The following is a 21140-nucleotide window of genomic DNA, read 5'->3' as shown; positions in this document are numbered from 1 at the left end:
AATATTAAGCCCAGTGAACAGGATCAACATGATAATAATTTTTAAGTTGCTGATAGAGCATCGGATACTTAGCATGAAACTGTTTAGCTTGCTCAAAAAACACTTCACTGGTAACAGCAAAAAATTCAGCCGGATTTGTTGCTCCGTAATAATCAAATAATGAGGGTGCTCCGGTTCTTGCTTGCATCTTTAACTGTTCAAATTGTAGAGAAAAAGCAGCAGACCAACCTTGATAGCTCTGCCCTTTATCCAGTATAGGCGCACCGTTAGCGCTGCCATTTTCTTGGTCTAGCTGATGGGCAAACTCATGAATGACCACATTACGACCATCATCAGGTATTTTTGCACCGTCTAAAGTATCTTGCCAAGATAATACAACTTTACCAAAATCCCATGATTCACCCGCCAATGCTACTTTTTGTTGGTATCTTAAGCCATCAGTCCCCATATTTTGCTGTTGCTTAATAAAAGCCCGAGGGTAAACCAGTATGGTTTGTAATTTAGGGTAAAAATTAGTCTTGCGATTAAGCAACAATAGACATGCTTGGGCAGCAATAGTTATACGTATTTCATCGGTTATTTTAACACCGTTACAACCAACGAAGGTTTTCTCCGCCAAGAATACCTGAATATGTTGCTTTAACTGCAACTGTAAATCTGTTGGCATTTGTCCAAAATAAGGCATTCTTTGTTGAATGATTTTTCGCCATGTTTTTTTAAATGGCTGACGCCTTATTTTATCTCGCTGATATTCTCGCCAGTAAGGCTTACCGACAGAATAGCCAATAAGTAAAACGCCAATAAATATGGGAAGAAGATAAGACAACATAGTGAACTTTACTGGTTAGGATTTACTATGATGTAGGTCCGCTATGATTAAATATCAAGCTATTGCCGCTATATTTAATCATTAAAAACGCTAAATATTAATTTTTCCGTCCTTTAAAGAACCTTTTAAGCTAAATACTGATTGTTGCCAATAAAGTTAACAGGTATACATATTGCGACATTGTGAGTATTATTTTAGCGTTAAGTAATACTTATAATAAAAGGCTCGATCGCAGGGCAATACTTGGAATTAAAACCACATGAAATTATCAAAAATATCTGCAGCGTTAGCAGCTGTGCTCGCTTTTTCTGGCTGCTCTGAACAAGAAACAAGCAGCAATAAAGCAGAGCCAAAGCAAACTCATCAGGCGACAGCAACTAGCAACAATGAATTTAAATGGCAGGTAGACCGTTTTGCTGATATCCGTGTTATACGTTATCAAGTACCTGGTTTTGAAGAGTTGCCTCTAGAAACTAAAGAATTGTTATTTTATCTTTATAAAGCAGCGCTTTCTGGTCGTGATATTACTTGGGATCATAACTACAAATACAACCTCACCATTCGTCATACACTAGAAGCGGTTATTGCTGATTATGCCGGAGACAAAAGCAGCGAAGAATTCAAAAAGTTCAATGAATACACCAAACGTGTTTGGTTTTCTAACGGCATTCATCACCATTATATGTCAGGTAAATTCAGCCCTGAATTTAGCCCTGAAACTTTTGAACGCTATGTCATGTCAGTTGCCGAAAAAGGTAAATTACCCTTAAATAAAGACCAAAGTGCTGAGCAGTTAGTGGCCTTACTAACGCCTATTTTATTCGACCCAACGGTCGCACCTAAAATGGTTAATCAGTCTGCTAACATTGATAATGTTGTTGCCTCTTCCGTTAACTATTATGAAGGCGTTACCGAACAAGAAGTTGAAAACTTTTATAAAAATAAGGTCGATGTAGACCCTAAGCGTCCAGTATCTTGGGGCTTGAATTCTAAATTAGTAAAAATTGACGGCAAGATAGTTGAACAAGTGTGGAAAGTTGGTGGTATGTACGATAAAGCCATCAGTGAAATTGTCTTTTGGCTAGATAAAGCAGCAACCGTTGCTGAAAACGAGCAACAACGTAAAGCCCTAACCTTGTTATCTAAATACTATAGAAGCGGTGATTTAAAAGACTTTGACGACTACTCTATTGCTTGGGTTAAAGACGTTAATTCAGATGTTGACGTAGTAAATGGTTTCATCGAAGTTTACGACGATCCTCTAGCTTACAGAGGTTCATTTGAATCCGTTGTTTCGGTAAAAGATCACGAAGCCACCAAGGTGATTGCTAAGATTGCCGCAGAAGCTCAGTGGTTTGAAGATAATTCACCACTCATTGAAAGCCATAAGAAAAAAGAAGTCAAAGGTATTACCGGTAAAGCCATTACCGTTGTTATTGAATCTGGCGATGCTTCTCCTTCTACGCCTATTGGCATTAACTTACCCAACGCTAACTGGATACGCGCTGAGCATGGTTCAAAGTCGGTAAGCTTAACTAATATTGTTAGTGCTTATGACAACGTAAAAGGTGGTTCGTTAGCCGAGTTTGTTTGGGACGATGCTGAACTTGCCCGCAGCAAAGAATTTGGTCCGTTAGCGTCTCACTTACATACCGATTTACATGAAGTTGTTGGTCATGCTTCGGGGCAAATTAACGAAGGCGTTGGCACACCTAAAGAAACGTTAAAGCAATATTCGTCAGCCCTTGAAGAAGGTCGCGCCGACTTAATTGCCTTGTACTATCTTATGGATCAAAAATTAATTGATATGGGTGCAATGCCAAGCTTAGAAGTGGGTAAAGCAAGCTACGACAGTTATATTCGTAACGGCATGATGTTGCAATTAAGGCGTCTAAAAGAGGGTGAGCATATTGAAGAAGCACACATGCGTAACCGCCAGTTAATTGCAAGTTGGGCATTTGAAAAAGGTGCCACTGACAATGTTATTGAAAAGCGAGTTCGTGATGGAAAAACTTTTTTTGTTGTCAACGACTATCAAAAGCTACGGACATTATTTGGCCAATTATTACGTGAATTACAACGAATAAAGTCTGAAGGTGACTTTGCTGCAGGCCAAGCTTTAATTGAAGGCTATGCGGTTAAGGTTGACAAAAAATTGCACTTAGAAGTGTTGAGCCGTTATGAGAAACTTAAATTAGCACCATATTCTGGTTTTGTTAACCCTAAATTAGAGGCCGTTTATCTAGGTGATAAAATGACTAATGTTAAAATCACTTACCCTGATAACTTCCAAGAGCAGATGTTGGAATATGGTAAAGATTATGGTTTATTGCCCGTTTTAAACTAAAGTCAAAACCTCTTAAAATAACGTAAACGTTATCAGAAACCAAGGCGTGTGATCACAATAATCATACGCCTTGTTTATTTTGCTTAAAACGCCCTCTTTATCCTTAAAGTTATCTTTGGCATAATGTCGATTAGCAATATTAAGTAAAAACATGACAACTAAGTATTTTATAATATTTACGCGCAGCTTATAACTATAAAATTAAAACTATAAATTAATACAATCCAGAGAATTCTAATGAAAAAAACAACGATTTTATTATTAGCGATGGCTTCAACATTTGCCACAGCTGATGAAGGTATGTGGCAACCTCACCAATTGCCAAGCATTGCATCAGAACTTACCCAAGCAGGTTTAAAATTAAATCCTAACGATTTAACCGATCTTACTGGTTTTCCTATGGGTGCTATTGTCAGCCTTGGTGGCTGCACGGCTTCTTTTGTTTCTGATAAAGGCTTAGTTGCCTCTAATCACCATTGTGTTTATGGCTCTGTTCAATACAACTCAACAGCAGAAAACAACCTACTCGCCAATGGTTTTCTAGCAAAAACCTTTGATGAAGAGCTACCTGCTACACCCGGCAGTCGTATCTATGTAACAGAAGAAATCAATGATGTTACCACGTTAATTAAAGGCAGTATTACCGAGAACATGTCGGGCTCTGAGCGCTATAAAGCCATAGATAAAAACTCTAAAACATTAGTAGCTGAATGTGAAAGTGATGACAAATATCGTTGTAGTGTTGTCAATTTTCATGGCGGTTTAGAATATTATTTATTTAAACAATTAACTATTCGCGATGTTCGTTTAGTCCATGCTCCAGCAAGTAGTGTTGGTAAGTATGGTGGCGATGTTGATAACTGGATGTGGCCACGCCACACCGGAGACTATGGTTTTTATCGTGCATATGTCGGTAAAGATGGCCAACCCGCCGATTTTAGTAAAGACAACGTACCTTATGAGCCAAAGCATCACCTAAAAGTGAATAAAAGTAGTGTTGATGAAGGCGATTACATTATGGTGCTAGGTTACCCAGGACGCACCAACCGTTACCGCACTGCACTTGAGGTTGAAAACCAATTTACTTGGACTTACCCTAATGCTAAAAATTATCGTGAAGAGCTTATCGACTTAATTCATAACGAGTCTGCACCAGAAAGTGAAGCGAGAATAAAGTACGAAAGCACCTTAGCCGGCTTAGCTAACTACGCAAAAAATTACGGTAGCATGATAAAAAGCTACAATAAAGGCACAACGTTAGCCCGTAAACAGCAACTAGAACAAGACTTAAGCGCTTGGATCAATGCTGATAAAATGCGAAAAGCTAAATATGGCAACGCACTTACCGGCCTAAATAAGCTCCTAAAACAAAACCAAAAAACTCAAGCACGCGATCTTATTCTAGGTTATATGGCTTACAACAAAATGTTAAGCACCGCTTATCGTTTACATCGTTTAGCCGTAGAAAAAAACAAACCAAACGTAGCGAGAGAAAGGGGTTACCAAGAACGTGATCTTGCACGTTTTGAACAAAGCATGAAAACCTTTAATCGTCGATTCGACGCGAATATCGATCAAAAGATCTTATTCGCTATGTTGACACATTATGTTGAATTGCCTAAATCAGAACGTATTCTCGCCATCGATGAATTTTTTGAACTTGAACAAGGGCTAAATAAAAAAGCCTTAAGCACTAAGCTTGAAAAAATGTATCAAACATCAACAATTGCTGACCAAGAAACTCGCCTTACTTGGATGAATAAATCGGTAGCCGACTTTGAAAAAAGCTCAGATCCCTTTATTCAACTTGCCGTAAAGACTTTTTCTGTAAGAAAAGCACTTGAAGAAAAAGACGAAGAATTGTCAGGTAATATTCAAGCTTATCGTCCTAAGTATATGGAAGCGTTAATCGCCTATTTTAACGATAAAAAACTCCCTGTATACGCAGATGCTAACAGTACATTACGTATTACTTACGGTAACGTAAAAGGTTATTCGCCAGTAGACGGACTCACTGCAACACCTTTTACCACACTTGAAGGTATAGTAGAAAAAGACACAGGTATTAAACCTTTTAATGCGTCTAAAAAACAACTCGAGTTAATTAAGAGTAAAAATTATGGCGAATACGCTAAGAAAGAACTCGGCTCAGTGCCAGTAAACTACCTAGGCACATTAGATATTACCGGTGGTAACTCTGGCTCACCTACTCTCAACGATAAGGCAGAATTTGTTGGTTTAGTCTTTGACGGTGTTTATGAAAGTATTATTGGTGATTGGGATTACGACACTAAATTAAACAGATCGATTCACGTTGATATTAAATACATGTTATGGGTGATGGAACATGTTGACGGCGCGACCAATCTTATTGAAGAAATGGATATAGTTGAATAATTAACTTAATTTTATTTCCCTTAAAAATCCGGCTTAGGCTGGATTTTTAACGTTAACTAAACGAGATTATATGAACGATATACCTGCTAACAATACGTTATCCAAAGGTTGGCTGTTACTCTTTTCAGTTTGGGTACTCGCCACCATAAGCACGCTTGCTAGTTTATTTTTTAGTGAGGTTGTTAAACTCCCCGTTTGCTCTTTGTGCTGGTATCAGCGAATTGCTATGTACCCTTTGGTCGTTATTTTACCAATGGCCTTATTTCCATTCGACGCTAAAGTGACCCGCTATGCGAGTGTATTGGTTTTATTTGGTTGGCTAACCGCATTATTTCATGTGTTATTAGTGGCCGGTTATATTCCTAAAAGCGCACAGCCCTGCGTACAAGATATTCCTTGTTCAGAAACGCATCTCAATGTTTTTGGGTTCTTAAATATGCCAATGATGTCTTTACTAACCTTTAGTCTCATGGCTTTATTATTATTTTTTATGACTAAATCGGAATCATCATGAATAAAAAAACACTTTTCATTAGCGCCAGCCTTATTATCCTTTTGGCTTTTATTGGCGCAGCAACAATATTTAAAGCAAACAATAGCCACCAGAGCGCTAAGGTTGAAAACCTCGACATCATTGAACGTGTTGGCGCGCCAATAAAAGGACCGTTAGAGGCAAAAGTGACCATTGTCGAATTTTTCGATCCTGCTTGCGAAACATGTTCAGCTTTTTACCCACTGGTAAATAATTTAATTAAACGCTACCCTGGTAAAGTTAAGGTTATGATGCGCTACACCCCTTTCCATAAGGGTTCAGATCAAGTGGTTAAACTACTTGAAGCCGCACACTTACAAGAACAGTTTTGGCCGGCAGTAGAAATTTTATTTGCCAAACAGCAAGCCTGGACTCGCCATCATGTTGCTCAACCACAAAGTGCTCGTGCGTTATTAAAGGACTTACCTTTAGATAGTGCACAGTTTATGCGTGATGTCAGTAGCGAAAACGTTAGCAAGGTTATAATGCAAGATATCGCAGACGGTAAAACCCTCGAAGTTCGAGCAACGCCGCAGTTTTTTGTTAATGGAAAACCTCTGGTTAATTTTGGCTACGAACAGTTAACTCAGTTAGTTGAAGAAGCCATCGCAGAAGCCTACTAAGTGTTAAAAACAAGATGACGGTAAAATGTTTAATCATTTTATCGTAAATAAAATGAAAAAGGCGCGTATTCTCTCAAAGAATACGCGCCTTTTTTATGTTTACCAATAAGGTCTGATAAACAATATCAAATCGACTTAGTTAATACTGTTCTCATCACTTAATTCAATATTAAGTTCTAAGACATTTAAATCGCCACCTTTATTATCAAGGTTTATCGAAAAACTTTCATCGGTGACTTTAATGTACTTACGCAATACCTCAAGGATATCCGCAGTGAGTTGCGGCAAGTAATCAGGTTGTTTATTTCGACTATTGCGCTCATGGGCAACAATAATTTGTAAACGTTCTTTCGCCTTAGAAGCGGTTGTTACCTGTTTTTCTTTTTTACGTAAAAAATAATCAAGTAATGCCATGTTATCCTCCAAACATACGACTAAGAATGCCTTTTTTCTTAGCATGTAAAAATCTAAAATCAACGGTTTCACCTAAAAGGCGATCAACCACATCCTGATACGCTTTTCCTGCATCACTTTCAGTATCTAAGATCACTGGCTCACCGGCATTAGATGCCTTAAGTACCGCTTGTGATTCCGGAATAACACCTAATAAAGGTATTGATAGAATATCTACCACATCTTCAACACTTAGCATTTCACCATCATCAACACGCTTAGGTGAATAACGCGTTAATAATAAATGTTCTTTAATAGGTTCTAAGCCAAGCTCAGCTCTGCGAGAACGGCTAGCTAACATACCTAAAATTCGATCAGAGTCACGAACCGATGAAACTTCAGGGTTAGTAGTGACTATAGCTTCATCAGCATAATAAAGCGCCATCATAGCGCCTGCTTCAATACCAGCGGGAGAATCACAAACTATATAGTCATAGGTTTTTCCAAGCTCTTCAAGAACCTTACCAACGTTTTCTTTATTTAACGCATCTTTGTCACGGGTTTGTGAAGCAGGTAATATAGATAAACTACTGACACGCTTATCTTTAATTAATGCCTGATTCAGGGTGGCCTCACCATTAATCACATTAACAAAGTCATAAACAACTCGGCGTTCACAGCCCATAATCAAATCAAGATTTCGTAAGCCTATATCAAAATCAATTAACACAACCTTTTGACCTTTTAACGCCAAACCAAGACCTATTGCCGCACTTGATGTCGTTTTGCCAACCCCGCCCTTTCCTGATGTAACTACTATTATTCGTGCCATAGACCGAATATCCTTTATAAGTTAAAAGTTAAATAAGTTTTGATGACGTTAATTCACTGTCAGTCAAATGTATATATACGGGTGAGCCCCAATGTTGCTCCATTGACTCGCTTAGCCAATAGTTACCATTAATCGAAACTAATTCTGCTTCAAGATTTTGGCAATATATTTGCGCATGATGGTGACCTGTTGCGCCGGCAATGGCTCGACCACGTAACGAACCATAAACATGAATATTACCATCAGCAATCACTTCAGCTCCAGCAGATACTGAGCCAATAACCACTAAATTTTGGTCTTTAGCATAAACTTGCTGACCAGAACGAATTTGACCACGATGTATTTTATCGCTGAAAAGTCCACGATCTGGTATATCTGCTATCGTTTCAGTTTTTGTAATTTCTGGTTTTTCTGCACGAGGCGCTTTATCTAAAGACTGGTTTTTTGCCGTATTAACGAATGAAAAGCCAAGTTCGCGGATCAACGTTCGTTGTTCGTTAGCTATCAACCCCGTAAAGCCAACAAAGGTAAAATTGAATTCTTCAATTAATGATTTGATTGCTTGATAGTCAACCGAACCCTCTAATTTTTCAATACTAACCACAATAGGAACAAGATAAAAAAAATCTGGCGCTTGCGCGACTTTTTTTGCTAAATCAGACCGAATATCTGCTAATTTTGATGTTTTTAAATGTAAAACAGACAGGGTAAAGCTTGAACCTTTAAATTCAATGCTAGCATCAGCCATAGCTAAATTTTTCCTAAGTATAAAGTAACGATGATTACCACTATCTTAACTTACTCAGCGATAGTGGCAATACTAGAAAAGGTGAAAGTGTTTATAAAGCGTTTTTAAGTGTCGAAATCAACACTTCTTGTCTGTGTTGATTTTGCTCAATTTTATTATTTGCTATTAATAATGAATAGCTTAAATTAATTGACGCAACTAATAAAGCACGCTCGCTGCTAGCATTTCCTCTTTGCTGTTTAATGTCATCGCACATAACAGCAAGTTTACTAGCCGCTTCCTTTAAATCCTCTGCCTGTTCAGCTGGGCAAGAAAACTGATGTAGCTTACCCATAATTTCAATGCTGATGCCATTAGAGTCTTTAATAGACATTAACTAAGCTCTTCTGCACTTTGCAATTTAGCTAATAAAGCAGTTAATACATTATTTGTTTGTTTCTGTTTTTCTTCACCTTCTAAGACTTCAAGCTGAAAGGTTTCATTTTCATCGACAAGCAAAGCTTTTTGCTCTGCTAATTCTGCCACTTGCTGAGCTAAGCCTGCTTTTTGCTCTGCTAATTCTGCTATTTGGCTTTTTAATTGGTTATTTTTATCAATGATTTTTTCGATCAGTTGTTCGAGTTGTGGGAGAGTATTTTCGTTCATAAGGCGCTCTGGTTAACTGTACTAATTAAGGGCGGCAAATTTAATATAAAGTGAGGCAGAATGCTACTTTTTACGACAATTATCGCCTTAATTTGTGTAACAATTATTAAAGATAGAATAGATTAATAAATCACGTTTAAAAAACAAGCGCTTCGACCAAATAACAAGCGGCAAATATAAGAAGTCTAGCCGGTAAATTTTTATATTAATTAACACCAATACGCATTTAGCAACGCAAACTATCTTAATCTCGACCCTTTTGTATCACTAAATTAACTGACCTTTCTCTAACCTACTTATCAATAACTAAAACATTGACCCGCATCAAGTCTGCGTTCAAATAATAACGCAACGACATAAATAACAGTTCGAGATCAATATTCGAGACAAAGAACTCGATAAAATAACGTCATAGATAAAGATAAAGACAATAAGTCACTACATTTTATTACTCAATGAGAACAAACTTATGAGCTTAAAAAATTCCCGCTTGGTTAACCCACTTGATAATGTTTCGTTTGGCAATGTCTACATAATGACACATTCTATTTTTTCAAATGTAATTAGAATAGGGTGTACTTCAAGCAATACTGAAGAATATGCAAAGTCGCTGTCAAAGAAGAGCCCAGGCCATTATCAACTCTTTTTTTCTTTGGCATGCGAAAATCCGTGTAAAGTTAAAAAGCAGATAAGACAGTATTTTGATGCGAAAAAATACGTTAACGAGTTTTATGAAGTATCGCCTGAAATAGCAAGAAGCCTATTAAAAAGAGAAGTGTTAAAAATACCCGTTTTAAGCGTGAACTAAACTATTTTTATAGGGTTGATCTTAATAAGTACTGATTAATATACTATTAAGATGACGGTCAACATTATGGAAATAACAGATTGGTTATAAGCGCCTATAGATAAAAGTGACTTTATTCATTTTAAAACTCATCGCTAATGACGCTTTTTATTGTCAATAATTATACAAATAAGTGACTTGCTTCAGGGTGTTTTTCTAAATATTTGATAATGTATGAACACTGCGCAACCGCTTTTTTATTATCAATTTTTATCTGCTGAAGAACATCTTCTAACAGTGTTTTTGCTAGGCCTTTCCCCGCTAGCTCATCAGGAACAATAGTATGGGTTAAGTGCATATTACCGTTTTGATCATCGTAAGTGATATAAGCAACCGCGCCATCGATATGGTATTCGTATTTACATTCGTTTGCGTTATGTATGAGCGTGTAAGACATTATTTTTTCCTTAAAAGAGATTAAAACGACTTCTTTCAAAAATAGCATGAAAGATCTAAGTCTACCTGCCATATTTTACTGAAAGTGTCACATTACTGACATTCATCATATTTATTTATTCTTATAATAACACCATCAAATTGGACTAGTTAACATTAGGACAATATTTATCTGCCGGTTTACTAAGCAGGAGTTCACTGTGAATTATAAAGATTATTACAAAATTATGGGCGTTGATAAAACGTCGTCTCAGGATGAAATTAAAACATCATATCGGAAATTAGCACGAAAGTTTCATCCCGATGTCAGTAAAGAAAAAGATGCAGAAGCTCGCTTTAAAGACATTAATGAAGCCTATGACGTGTTACGCGATAAAGAAAAGCGCGCAGCTTATGACCAACTGGGTAGTAATTGGAAGGCGGGCCAAGCAGGCTTTACCCCGCCACCTAAATGGCAAGAGCAATATCAGCAAGGTAATGGGAATTTTAATGCCGGTGGTCAAGGCGACTTTAGTGATTTTTTTGAATCATTATTTGGTGGCGGCTTCAACGCAAACCAGCATTCATCGCGTGGTCCTCAGTCTAGGCAAGGGCGAGACAGTCATGCAAAAGTATTAATTGACTTACCTGATGCATATACCGGGGCAACTCGAAGCTTTACCTTGCAAGATCAAATGGTTGATGAACATGGACAAGCACAATCAAAAGCGCGAACCTTGAAAGTAAGTATTCCAAAAGGTATTAAACCCGGACAGAAAATTCGTTTACAAAAGCAAGGTGAAACAGGTTTTGGCGGCGCTAACAATGGTGACTTATATATTGAAGTAGGCTTTAACCCTCATCCCTTATATACCATTGAAGGGCAAGACATCACCACTGAGCTTACTATTAGCCCATGGCAAGCAGCACTAGGTGAAAAAGTAAAAGTGCCAACACCAACAGGAACAATTGATTTAAGCCTGCCTAAATTAGTAAATAGTGGTGCTAAAATGCGTCTAAAAGGTCGGGGCTTACCAGGTAAAATTGCTGGAGACTTTTTTGTAAAACTCAAAATTGTTTTTCCAAAAAGCTTATCAGCAGCAGAAGAAGCGCTATATCAATCTTTAAAAGGACTCGCAAATGATACTAGCAAAAAAGAAAGTGAAGATGACAAGGTTAAACAAATTAGTTAAACAAAGTAGTTAAACATAGTAGTTAAACAAAGTAGTTAAGCAAAGTATTTAGCGTCTGCTCGGAGTAATAGACTAACAGGTAATGGTTCGCAACAAAGTAACATATTTTTGATAACCGGTATTATTGAAGTGAGAACCCGTCAGAAAAAGCCACCTTTAATACGTCTTAAATATATTAAAGCATTCTGTTAGAATAGTCGGCTATTGATTAAAGGACACCGAGGCAGCATGTCAGAATTTAAAGAATTTTCACTTTTAGAGTCAATTATTGATCGCGTTACTCTTAAGGGCTATAAACAGCCTACACCGATCCAAAAAGAATGTATTCCGGCTCTTATTAATGGGAATGATCTTCTTGGTATAGCGCAAACGGGAACAGGAAAAACGGCGGCTTTTTCACTGCCTATTATCAATAATTTTGGTCGAAATAAAATAGATATTCAAGCGAAGAGCACGCGTTCGCTAATACTAACGCCAACGAGAGAGCTCGCCTCGCAAATAATGCAAAACATTGATGACTACTCTGAAGGTTTAGAACTTAAAACTAAGGTTGTTTATGGTGGTGTAGGAAGACAAGCTCAAGTTGACTCGATCGCGCTCGGACTTGATATTTTAGTGGCAACCCCTGGACGATTATTAGATTTAATTGAAACGGGTGATATAAATTTTAAGGCGTTAGAAATATTTGTCTTAGATGAAGCAGATACTATGCTTGATATGGGTTTTTTTAAAGATGTTCAAACCATTATATCTAAACTGCCAAAGAAGCGACAAACACTATTGTTTTCAGCGACTATGCCCGCTGAAATAGAAATACTGGCAGAAGCAATATTAACAGATCCAATAAAAATTCAAGTTGCGGCTGAAACGGTCACTATCGATTTGGTTAATCAAAGCGTATACCATCTTGATAAAGCGAATAAAGTACCTTTACTCTTTAATATATTACAAAAACCTGAATTTGAAAAAGTGCTTATCTTTTGTAAAACAAAGTATGGCGCTGACATCATTGTTAAAGCATTAGAAAAAGCATCGATAACAGCCGCTAGCCTTCACAGTAGTAAAACACAAGCCGTTAGAGAGGAAGCGCTACAAAACTTTAAAGATTCTAATCTAAGAGTATTAGTTGCCACTGATGTTGCTGCTCGCGGAATTGATGTTAATAATATTACTTTAGTTATTAACTATAACCTTCCTGAAGATCCAAGAAATTACATACATCGTATAGGGCGAACAGCTCGGGCCGGTAAAAGTGGAATGGCCATTTCATTTGCTGTAGAAAATGATATGAGGCAATTAATTAATATCGAAAATAGCATAGGACAAGTTATTCCTATTGTTACGGAGCAGCCTTTTCATAAAGAGTTTTCAAAATTGCCTAAAGAAGTCAAAAAAAAGGTAAGTAAAACAAATAAAACGAACAGAACGAATAGCACAAGAAAAAAAAGAAAATAGGATAGCGATAAAGTAGCCAACTAAAGATTTTTAGCTCGGCTACAAATATCAACTGTCGATGCCTTAGAATGCTTTTTTTGCGATGAAGATAAGTACACTGGGCAAAATATTATCAGCATTAACCTAGTTGCTGTGCAAATAGGCACCATAAATTAAGTAATGTTTAGCGATTAATTTTAGTGCGCATGCGGTAATGGCTAACCACACCTATGAGTACTATTCGTTGATCAGTCGGCGCATAAAGTGATCATTAATGATTATAATGCTCAGGGACAGATTATATGGTGCCCTACTTTTCTATCTTTTTATCCATTCGAAATAGAGTAATCAAGCATTCTGTGCTCGTTGGTTACTCAATTATCTAATGAGATAATTGAGCTTGTTAATCTTCGGCATAGAGTTTTTTAAAGTTTTTTAGATTCCAGCCAATCATGACTTCATTACCAATTTTAAGGGCGGGTAAAGAGCTAGCTCCTATAGCGTCAAGCTCTTTTCTACCGCGCTGCATTTTCGCATTGGTTAATCTGTATTTTATGCCATTATTATCCAAGTATTTTTGAGCTTCACGAGAATGGGGGCATTTATCTGAAATATATAAAACAACGCGTTTCATCACTAACCTTTGCTGAATTGTTAAAGATTCACTATTTTACTGAACTCTCAGAAAAAACAAAGATGAATTAACCGAACTTTAAATTTTATACAAAGAAAATTAAGCTACTTTGCTAAACCAAGGTGATAAAAATATATCAACTAGTTGTTTGGGCTTTGATTTAATCGTTTCTGCTTAGAGCTACCAACAATAAAATTTTATCAATTAAACTTTTTTAATTTGTGATTTTATCGACTTTGCAAACGTAAACACCATTAGTTTATTGAACACTTTGCAGCATTTAGAATATGTAAATCTAGCTTTACCCTGTAAGACAACTAAGCCACCAAACCTACCGTTTAAATGATTGCCTTGGCATTATTTTTTGTAAACTCAATTGACCTAAAAACCTTAACAAACTTCTCTAATTGAAGTCTTACGCTGTCCAAATTGGATTTATATGCCAACTCTCCAGCCATAAAGGAAAATCATCCGCCGACATGGGTCGGGAAATTCCGTAGCCTTGCGCGATAGTGCAGTTCAACGACAGTAGTTTTTCAGCGTGAGCCTTTGTTTCAACTCCCTCGGCTATCACACCGCGATTAAAAATATCAGCTAAGCCGATAACAGCCTTAACAATGGCAAGGTCAGAGGTATCTGTAAGCATATCTCGAATAAAAGTCTGATCAATTTTTAAAATATCAGCGGGTAGGCGTCTAAGGTAAGTTAGCGAAGAATAGCCAGTGCCAAAATCATCCAAGGCAAACTTTACCCCCATTTTTAGACAGGTATTCATGAGTTTACTGACCTGAATTACATCTTCTAGTGCACTAGTCTCTAATATTTCTAATTCCAGTAATTCAGGATAAATTTCAGGGTAGGCAGCTAACGCTCCCGCTAAATGTGTTACAAAATTACCACTTTGTAATTGGCTAGCACCTACGTTGACACTTACTGGTATGGTTAACCCTTGTGTCTGCCAGATACTCATCTGTTTAAGTGCTGTATTAATAACCCATTCACCAATTTTAATACTAATTAAATGGCCTTCAATGATGGGTAAAAAAGCATCGGGTGGCAAGATGCCTTGTTGAGGGTGTTTCCACCGGATCAGAGCCTCTGCGCCAATCACCTCATTGGTTTTCATGTTCACTTTAGGCTGATAATATAAAACAAACTCTTTTTTCTCAAACCCCTGACGAATGCGCTCAAGACCCTCCCTTCGTGTTCGAACTGCCTCTGAGGGGCCTATATCGAAAAACCGATAACAACCTTTCCCTGCATCTTTGGCAATATACATAGCCTGATCCGCTTGGCGAAGCAAAAGGTCAGGGTCAGAGCCGTTTTTCGGATAAAGCGTCACACCAATGCTGGCTGAAACTTTAAGTATATTATCATTACATATAATATTTTGAGATGCAGCTGTCAATATGCGCTGCAATACCGGCTCACATTCGTTTATATTATCGAGGTCGCTAAGTACAGCGATAAATTCATCACCGCCAATACGCGCTAAAAAATCACCCGCACGTAAAGACTGCTCAAACTTAGCTGAAATGTCGATTAGAAATTGATCACCCGTGTTGTGCCCATAACTATCATTAATTTTCTTGAAACCGTCTAAATCAATATAGGCAAGTGCAAGTATTTTTCCGTGTCGCTGGCTTTGCTTAATAGCCAACGTTAACTTGTTAGCCAACAGTATTCTATTGGGAAGACCGGTTAATATATCGTGATGGGCGCTATGTTCAAGTTGCTCTTGATGCGCTTTAAGATGAGTAATATCAGAGAACATTGATACATAGTGCATTACCTGACCAAGGGCATCACTTACTGCGCTAATTGATTGCAATTCGGGATAAATGTCACCATTTTTTCGTCGATTCCATATTTCTGAGCTCCAGTAGCCGTGTTCCTTCAAGGTTTTCCACATGTCTTTATAATAGTCATCGGACTGACGACCTGATTTGAGAATTCGTGGATTTTGACCAATAGCTTCCTTTCTACTATAACCAGTAATTTGGCTAAAAGTGTCATTGACCTCAAGGATATTACCCCTGATATCTGTTATTAAGATACCTTCGTGGGCGTGACTAAATACGCTAGCAGCGAGTTTTAATTTTACTTCTGTTTGTTTGCGCGCGGTTATATCAGTTAATACGGTTAAGCACTCGAGGCCGTCGTCGTTGATACTCATCATCACCTGAACGGTAATTAATTTATTATCAACGTATAGTTTTACTTCACAAGCGGATTGATTTAGCCCTTTAAAAGCATTCGACAGGTGTGAGTTGAATTGAGGCAGGGAATCTTCGGTTAAAAACGCGGCCAATCTCAAACCATTTATTTTTGCGCGCGGAATACCCAACATGCTGGCAGCGGTTAGATTGGTTTGGGTAATATCGCCTGAACGGTTAAGGGAAATAAAAGCCACAGGAGCGAAGTCGTATAAGGCTTCGTAACGTATTGCTGCTGCTTCAGAAGAATCTCTGGCTAAAATAAGATCGTTTTGCTGCATTTCTAACTCTATCTGGTGCACCTGTAACTCATGCAGAAGACTAACAGTCGATGCTTCATCAGTAATTGAATCACTTTCAGGTTGCCCATCTTCTTGCAAACGGTGCATAGCCTCTTTACGCACAGCAACTTTTTTGCTTGTAAGCTGCTTTGAGTCTTTTTTCATGATGTACTCTTCCTCATCGGGCATTTACCTTTATGTGATACTTTATTATTCCAGTATTAGCAGTTTTTCTAGTGTATTTTGTACATTAACGAGCATTTTTTTCATTGCCTCTGCCGAGGTGTTATCATCTTCTGCTAACATCAACTTAATATCATCTAACGTGCTAAGATTCTGTTTTTTATCAGTAATATTTTCGGTCACACAAACGAATAGGCCTTGCTCTTGTGAGTACATAGCACAAATAAACCACTGCCTAGACTCTTTGACGTAATATTCGAATTTCTCAGACTTTCCTGACATCGCCACGCGACCACAGGTTGCCATAAATTCAGTGTTAGATTGTAGGATATTTGGCACGACTTCACTGCCTTTTTTCCCTGCTACCTTATCTAATCCCGTTATTCCCGCGTAAGCATTGTTTACTTCAAGATAGTTGAAATCAACCGCTTTGCCGCCTTCCATTGTTATATTCTTGTAAGCAACGGCATGTGATGAATTCTCAAATAGCAAACGAAAGCGAGATTCTGACACAGCCATAGCAATACTCGCATTCCTGTTAATAGTATTATCGCTAAAAGTAATAACCACGCCATCAATTAGAGTTTCCTGCGTGCGATAGGGCATAATGCGTACAATATACCAACGACCATCATGAGTCGTTACTTCCTCTTCATGAAACATCAGGCTTCGTAGTACTTCATCCGTATGTTCAGATAACTTAGGATAAATTAATGAACTGACCAAGTCAGTGATAGGGCGACCGACATCACTAGGAATGAGTTTGAAAATTTTAACCGTTTCAGGGGTAAAACGACGTACATTGAGCTCATTGTCTAAAAAAAGCGTGGCGATGCTAGTACTATTAAGTAGATTTTTTAAGTCGTCTCTGGCTAAAGACAATTCATTGACTTTGATGTTTAGCTCATGATTAACCGCTCTTAACTCCTCATTCATCGACTGCATTTCTTCTTTGGAAGTTGTAAGCTCTTCGTTAGTGCTTTGAAACTCCTCATTCGTACTTTGTAATTCTTCGTTGGTAGATTTAAGATTCTCTTGTGCAAGCTGCATTTCGTTAGTGGTAAGTCGCAGTTCTTCCCTCCCCTGAGACAATATATTTTTTAGTTTTTCTATTTCATCACTATGGTCTTTGGCTAAATTACCTTTGAGCGATTTTTTAATGGGTGCAATGGCCGTTGTGGAAGTCGTAAACAACACAAGAACCATAGGGCCTAATGTTGATGAATCTAATACTGGTTGTACCCTAACATCGACCAGAATAATATTACCGTTACTGACAACCTCAACGTTCGTTATATCTAACTTTTTCTTCAGGCGCACCGCGCGATTAAATATTTCGTTCAATGGGGCGGCCAAACCTTCACGTGCCATGGAGAAAAGGTTGTAATTGACCTTGCCTACCGATGGCTCTAAATATTTCCCGGTTTTTCCGTTGATATAAATGACATCCGCTTTTTCAGTGGTTAGCAGAGCCGCCGGAGTAAAATTCTCTTGTAATAAGGATTGGATCAAATCTTCTAAGTTCATAGTAACTGTATCTTGGGGGTTAACGGGCACGTTTTTTTCTGGCTTTAACTCATGAGAATAACTATTCACTTCGTTAACCGGAAATTTCATAACATTAAAAGGCTGTGATGTCTCACGTCGTTTGTAAATACGTTCTTTTCCACTTAAAAGAGTAAACAGTGACTCTTCGTTTCCAATGGTTTCAGACGTTCCTAAAACAAGCACTCCAGACGGTTTTAAACTGTAGTGAAATAAGGGAAATAGTTTCTTTTGCAATTCTGGTTCTAAATAGATGAGCAAGTTACGACAACTGATGATATCAAGTTTGGTAAACGGAGGATCCATCACCAAATTTTGTTGGGCGAAAATAACATTTTCTCGTGCCTGTTGACCGATTTGATAGCCCCCGTCTATTTTCACAAAATATAAGTCTAATAGTTCTTTAGAAATATCAGCGCTAATACTATTGCTGTAAATCCCCATTCTAGCTTTATTTACGGCATCAATATCGAGGTCAGTAGCAAAAATCTGTAATTCAAAATGTTTGGTCGAGTTAAATTTTTTAAAGGCTTCTTGAAACACAATTGAGAGGGTATAGGCTTCTTCTCCGGTAGAGCAAGCAGGAACCCAAGCACGTAATGTACCTCCCTCTGGATATTCAGACAAAAGCGAGGGGATCACCTCATTTTCTAGTTTTTTCCAAACGGTATTGTCGCGAAAAAAGTTAGTAACACCAATCAGTAGCTCCTTAAGTAGCAATTCATTTTCTTGGGGATTAGTCCGTAAATAACGCACGTAGTCGGGTATATTGGAAAGCTGATGCAAGGCCATACGTCTTTCAACACGACGATTAATAGTGGTTTTTTTATAAAGCGAGAAATCTTGTCCGGTATGAGCGCGTAGCAATACCATCACCTTTTCAATATCTTCTTTATTTTTATTGTTCTCTTCAATCGGCAATGGCACTTTATTTACATAGTTAATGATATAACGCATTAATTCATCTGCTGGTGCTACGGCATCAACTAATCCGGTATCAATAGCACTTTGAGGCATACTGTCAAACTCGGCTGTATCAGGACTTTGCACAAATACCGCACCTGCTTTATCTTTGATCGACCCCAAACCCAACGTTCCGTCTGCCCCCATACCTGAAAGAATAACAGCAATACTGTGTTCCTTTCTATCGGCTGCCAGAGAAGTGAAAAAAGAATTAATAGGCAATTGCAAACCATGCGGGTTAGCACGCGTGAATAAAATTAATGTACCGTTTAAAATAGTTAGATCGTGGGCAGGAGGTATCACATAGACATTATTGGGCATAATCACCATATGATCGGTAATTTGATGTACGTCTAAGGGAGTCATGCGTTGCAGTAAGTCGCACAGGATGTTTTTGTGGTTAGGGTCTAAGTGTTGCACTACAATAAAGGCCATGCCGCAGTCAGCAGGCACATTACTTAAAAATCGTTCGATGGCTTGAAGACCGCCAGCAGAAGCACCGATAGCAATGATAGGGAAAACATCAACAGTAGACGACGTTTTATTCTCTGTTTTCTCATCAACCTGTTGTTCAGAAACAACATCTTTAGATTTTTTCATTGTGTGTGCTATTTTTATTCTTAGGGTGGCGGTTATAGATAATGCGCCGAATATGATGAAAATTCAATAAATTCAATAAATTCAATAAATTCAGGTGAATCATTGTCTGCTATGAACTAAAAATACTGTCATGGTGATTGATTGTAGAGTTCTTAAGCCTCAAATAACCATTAGACTCATATTGAACAAATTTACTACATAAATTCTATTTGGAGTTGTTTTCTTTACAATAGAGAAATATAAGATTTATGTCGTCAATATGTTTGCAAAGATGACTTTCAAACACGAAGACCTACTTTGTATTCAGTGCTGATGAAGTAAACCTGTGACTTCAGTAAATTTACGACCTCGAATTACTGGATAGCTTTCTGAAATAAAATTTCATTGGCGGATTTGAGCTTGAAAACGCCTCACAAGTAGTCAGATAGAGGTCATTCACCCTTACATTATTAATGCTACCTTTGATAGTATCAATTGATTTTAGGTGGTCAGCTCGTTAAAAATGGCCGTTAATGCTTAGGTGTTATTACTAACATTTTGTTGAAAGAGCTACCCTGCCCCTAATGACATTACCCTTAAAGGTAACAGACATTATAAAATAGCTTAAAAACGCTTTATGGTTATAGGAAGAGGAAGTTGTTTTAGTCTTTTATAAAAAATTTTCTGCTACCACTATAATATTCATGACCATGTGACCAAATATGCAATACCATAAATTCCCACTTACATATCTAATCAATCCTAATAAGCATGAAGATAAGAAGAGTAAAATAAATACCTCTGTTTGTTCATATTGAGAATGTATCAAGGTAAACGCTAAACTGGTAATGACAATAATGAACGTTGGATTTAGGGAGATTTGTTCTAACTTGTAGAAGGCGATCCCCCTAAAAATAATTTCTTCAAAAAAAGGACCTACGATTCCAACCGTTAAAATAAGTAATGTAATTTCAAGACCTGTATCTATTGATTCTAAAAAGTCGAGCATAAAGCTTGGCGTTTCAAAAATGCCCATACGAAATATAAAATATTCAAATAATGAGAAGGTTAACACGGCTAATAAGGTCATTATTAGTCGTGTTAACGTTATAGATCTTAAAGCTAATCGGTTAACTATATTTTCTTTATTTTTTGCGGAAAGATAATACTGAAGAAGGGGTAGCATTAAAAGTACCGAAACTATTGATGTTGTAAAATTAAAGCCTAGATTCGTGCTCAGCTGTTCAATAGTATGTACATCATCTAAAAATATTGAGCCAAGACCTGATATAAACACAATAAAGGTTGAAAATATCGGTAGTGCTAGAGCTAACAGTAATATCGATAACATTGACAATACCGATAACATCATCTTATTTAATGCCGCTGATGCGTTATTAACCTTTGATATACTCATAAATATATTAAAATCCAATTGAAAAAAACAAAACGATTGAGAAATTAATCTCAATGCATAATATTAAAACGTAATTGTCGAACCCTACTTACTGGTAAAATTAACCTGTATATCTATTAGGTCCAAT

Annotated in this window: 18 protein-coding genes; 7 read left to right on the top strand and 11 right to left on the bottom strand. The window is 37.5% G+C overall.

All coding sequences use genetic code 11. The features are described 5' to 3' along the window. Nucleotides 1-4 precede the first annotated feature (4 nt). Nucleotides 5-829 (bottom strand): zinc-dependent peptidase, encoded by an 825-nt coding sequence (locus H4J62_RS15375; protein WP_182214845.1) that lies wholly within the window; start codon nt 827-829, stop codon nt 5-7. A gap of 259 nt (nt 830-1088) precedes the next feature. Here H4J62_RS15375 and H4J62_RS15370 point away from each other — a divergent pair, with 259 nt between their 5' ends. The 4 genes from H4J62_RS15370 to H4J62_RS15355 all read left to right on the top strand — a co-directional run bounded on the left by H4J62_RS15370 (nt 1089) and on the right by H4J62_RS15355 (nt 6728). After that, a complete protein-coding gene (locus H4J62_RS15370; RefSeq protein ID WP_182214843.1) occupies nt 1089-3176 on the top strand; it encodes a dipeptidyl-peptidase 3 family protein in 2088 nt (695 codons plus the stop codon). Between the two features lie 237 nt (nt 3177-3413). Beyond that, entirely contained in the window at nt 3414-5573 is a 2160-nt protein-coding gene (locus tag H4J62_RS15365; RefSeq protein ID WP_182214841.1) for a S46 family peptidase, read from the top strand. A 70-nt stretch (nt 5574-5643) separates the two neighbouring features. Then, nucleotides 5644-6087, top strand: a complete 444-nt coding sequence (locus H4J62_RS15360) for a disulfide bond formation protein B (RefSeq protein ID WP_182214840.1) — start codon at nt 5644-5646, stop codon at nt 6085-6087. Beyond that, nucleotides 6084-6728: a thioredoxin domain-containing protein gene (locus H4J62_RS15355; RefSeq protein WP_182214838.1), complete on the top strand. Its 645-nt coding sequence runs from the start codon at nt 6084-6086 to the stop codon at nt 6726-6728. Before H4J62_RS15360 ends, H4J62_RS15355 begins: the two co-directional genes overlap by 4 nt. 135 nt (nt 6729-6863) lie before the next feature. Here H4J62_RS15355 and minE read toward each other — a convergent pair whose 3' ends face one another. The 5 genes from minE to H4J62_RS15330 form a co-directional block, all read right to left on the bottom strand. Further along, on the bottom strand, nt 6864-7142 hold the full coding sequence (gene minE / locus H4J62_RS15350) for a cell division topological specificity factor MinE (protein WP_070374180.1): 279 nt from the start codon (nt 7140-7142) through the stop codon (nt 6864-6866). Nucleotide 7143: 1 nt separating this feature from the next. Then, nucleotides 7144-7953, bottom strand: a complete 810-nt coding sequence (gene minD, locus H4J62_RS15345; RefSeq protein WP_070374181.1) for a septum site-determining protein MinD — start codon at nt 7951-7953, stop codon at nt 7144-7146. Between the two features lie 28 nt (nt 7954-7981). Then, nucleotides 7982-8701, bottom strand: coding sequence for a septum site-determining protein MinC (minC, locus tag H4J62_RS15340; protein ID WP_182214836.1), 720 nt, complete (start codon nt 8699-8701; stop codon nt 7982-7984). Nucleotides 8702-8792: 91 nt separating this feature from the next. Continuing rightward, a complete protein-coding gene (locus H4J62_RS15335; RefSeq protein WP_182214834.1) occupies nt 8793-9074 on the bottom strand; it encodes a cell division protein ZapA in 282 nt (93 codons plus the stop codon). Further along, nucleotides 9074-9346 carry a DUF904 domain-containing protein gene (locus H4J62_RS15330; RefSeq protein ID WP_182214833.1) on the bottom strand — a complete coding sequence of 91 codons (273 nt, stop codon included), beginning with the start codon at nt 9344-9346 and terminating at the stop codon, nt 9074-9076. Before H4J62_RS15330 ends, H4J62_RS15335 begins: the two co-directional genes overlap by 1 nt. A gap of 469 nt (nt 9347-9815) precedes the next feature. Between H4J62_RS15330 and H4J62_RS15325 the strand changes: the two genes are divergently transcribed. Further along, entirely contained in the window at nt 9816-10154 is a 339-nt protein-coding gene (locus H4J62_RS15325; RefSeq protein WP_182214831.1) for a GIY-YIG nuclease family protein, read from the top strand. Nucleotides 10155-10314: 160 nt separating this feature from the next. Here the strand turns inward: H4J62_RS15325 and H4J62_RS15320 are convergent, their stop codons facing one another. Beyond that, nucleotides 10315-10590 carry a GNAT family N-acetyltransferase gene (locus H4J62_RS15320; RefSeq protein WP_182214830.1) on the bottom strand — a complete coding sequence of 92 codons (276 nt, stop codon included), beginning with the start codon at nt 10588-10590 and terminating at the stop codon, nt 10315-10317. 199 nt (nt 10591-10789) lie between these two features. On the opposite strand from H4J62_RS15320, the gene H4J62_RS15315 reads away from it, so the two are divergent. Continuing rightward, a complete protein-coding gene (locus H4J62_RS15315) occupies nt 10790-11761 on the top strand; it encodes a DnaJ C-terminal domain-containing protein (RefSeq protein ID WP_182231345.1) in 972 nt (323 codons plus the stop codon). A gap of 228 nt (nt 11762-11989) precedes the next feature. Continuing rightward, nucleotides 11990-13216, top strand: coding sequence for a DEAD/DEAH box helicase (locus tag H4J62_RS15310; protein ID WP_182217817.1), 1227 nt, complete (start codon nt 11990-11992; stop codon nt 13214-13216). A gap of 382 nt (nt 13217-13598) precedes the next feature. Here the strand turns inward: H4J62_RS15310 and H4J62_RS15305 are convergent, their stop codons facing one another. The 4 genes from H4J62_RS15305 to H4J62_RS15290 form a co-directional block, all read right to left on the bottom strand. After that, nucleotides 13599-13829 (bottom strand): glutaredoxin family protein, encoded by a 231-nt coding sequence (locus tag H4J62_RS15305; RefSeq protein ID WP_070374193.1) that lies wholly within the window; start codon nt 13827-13829, stop codon nt 13599-13601. A 415-nt stretch (nt 13830-14244) separates the two neighbouring features. Continuing rightward, nucleotides 14245-16491, bottom strand: coding sequence for a GGDEF and EAL domain-containing protein (locus H4J62_RS15300; protein WP_182217815.1), 2247 nt, complete (start codon nt 16489-16491; stop codon nt 14245-14247). Between the two features lie 45 nt (nt 16492-16536). Next, nucleotides 16537-19617, bottom strand: coding sequence for a chemotaxis protein CheB (locus H4J62_RS15295; protein WP_182217814.1), 3081 nt, complete (start codon nt 19615-19617; stop codon nt 16537-16539). A 649-nt stretch (nt 19618-20266) separates the two neighbouring features. Continuing rightward, nucleotides 20267-21013, bottom strand: a complete 747-nt coding sequence (locus H4J62_RS15290) for a CPBP family intramembrane glutamic endopeptidase (RefSeq protein WP_182217812.1) — start codon at nt 21011-21013, stop codon at nt 20267-20269. Nucleotides 21014-21140: the final 127 nt, after the last annotated feature.

It is taken from the genome of Colwellia sp. BRX8-5 (assembly GCF_014077325.1).
In the GTDB taxonomy this organism is placed as follows: Bacteria; Pseudomonadota; Gammaproteobacteria; order Enterobacterales; family Alteromonadaceae; genus Colwellia_A.
The sequence above is the reverse complement of the archived record's forward strand: the minus strand, read 5'-3'. Positions and strand labels throughout refer to the sequence as shown.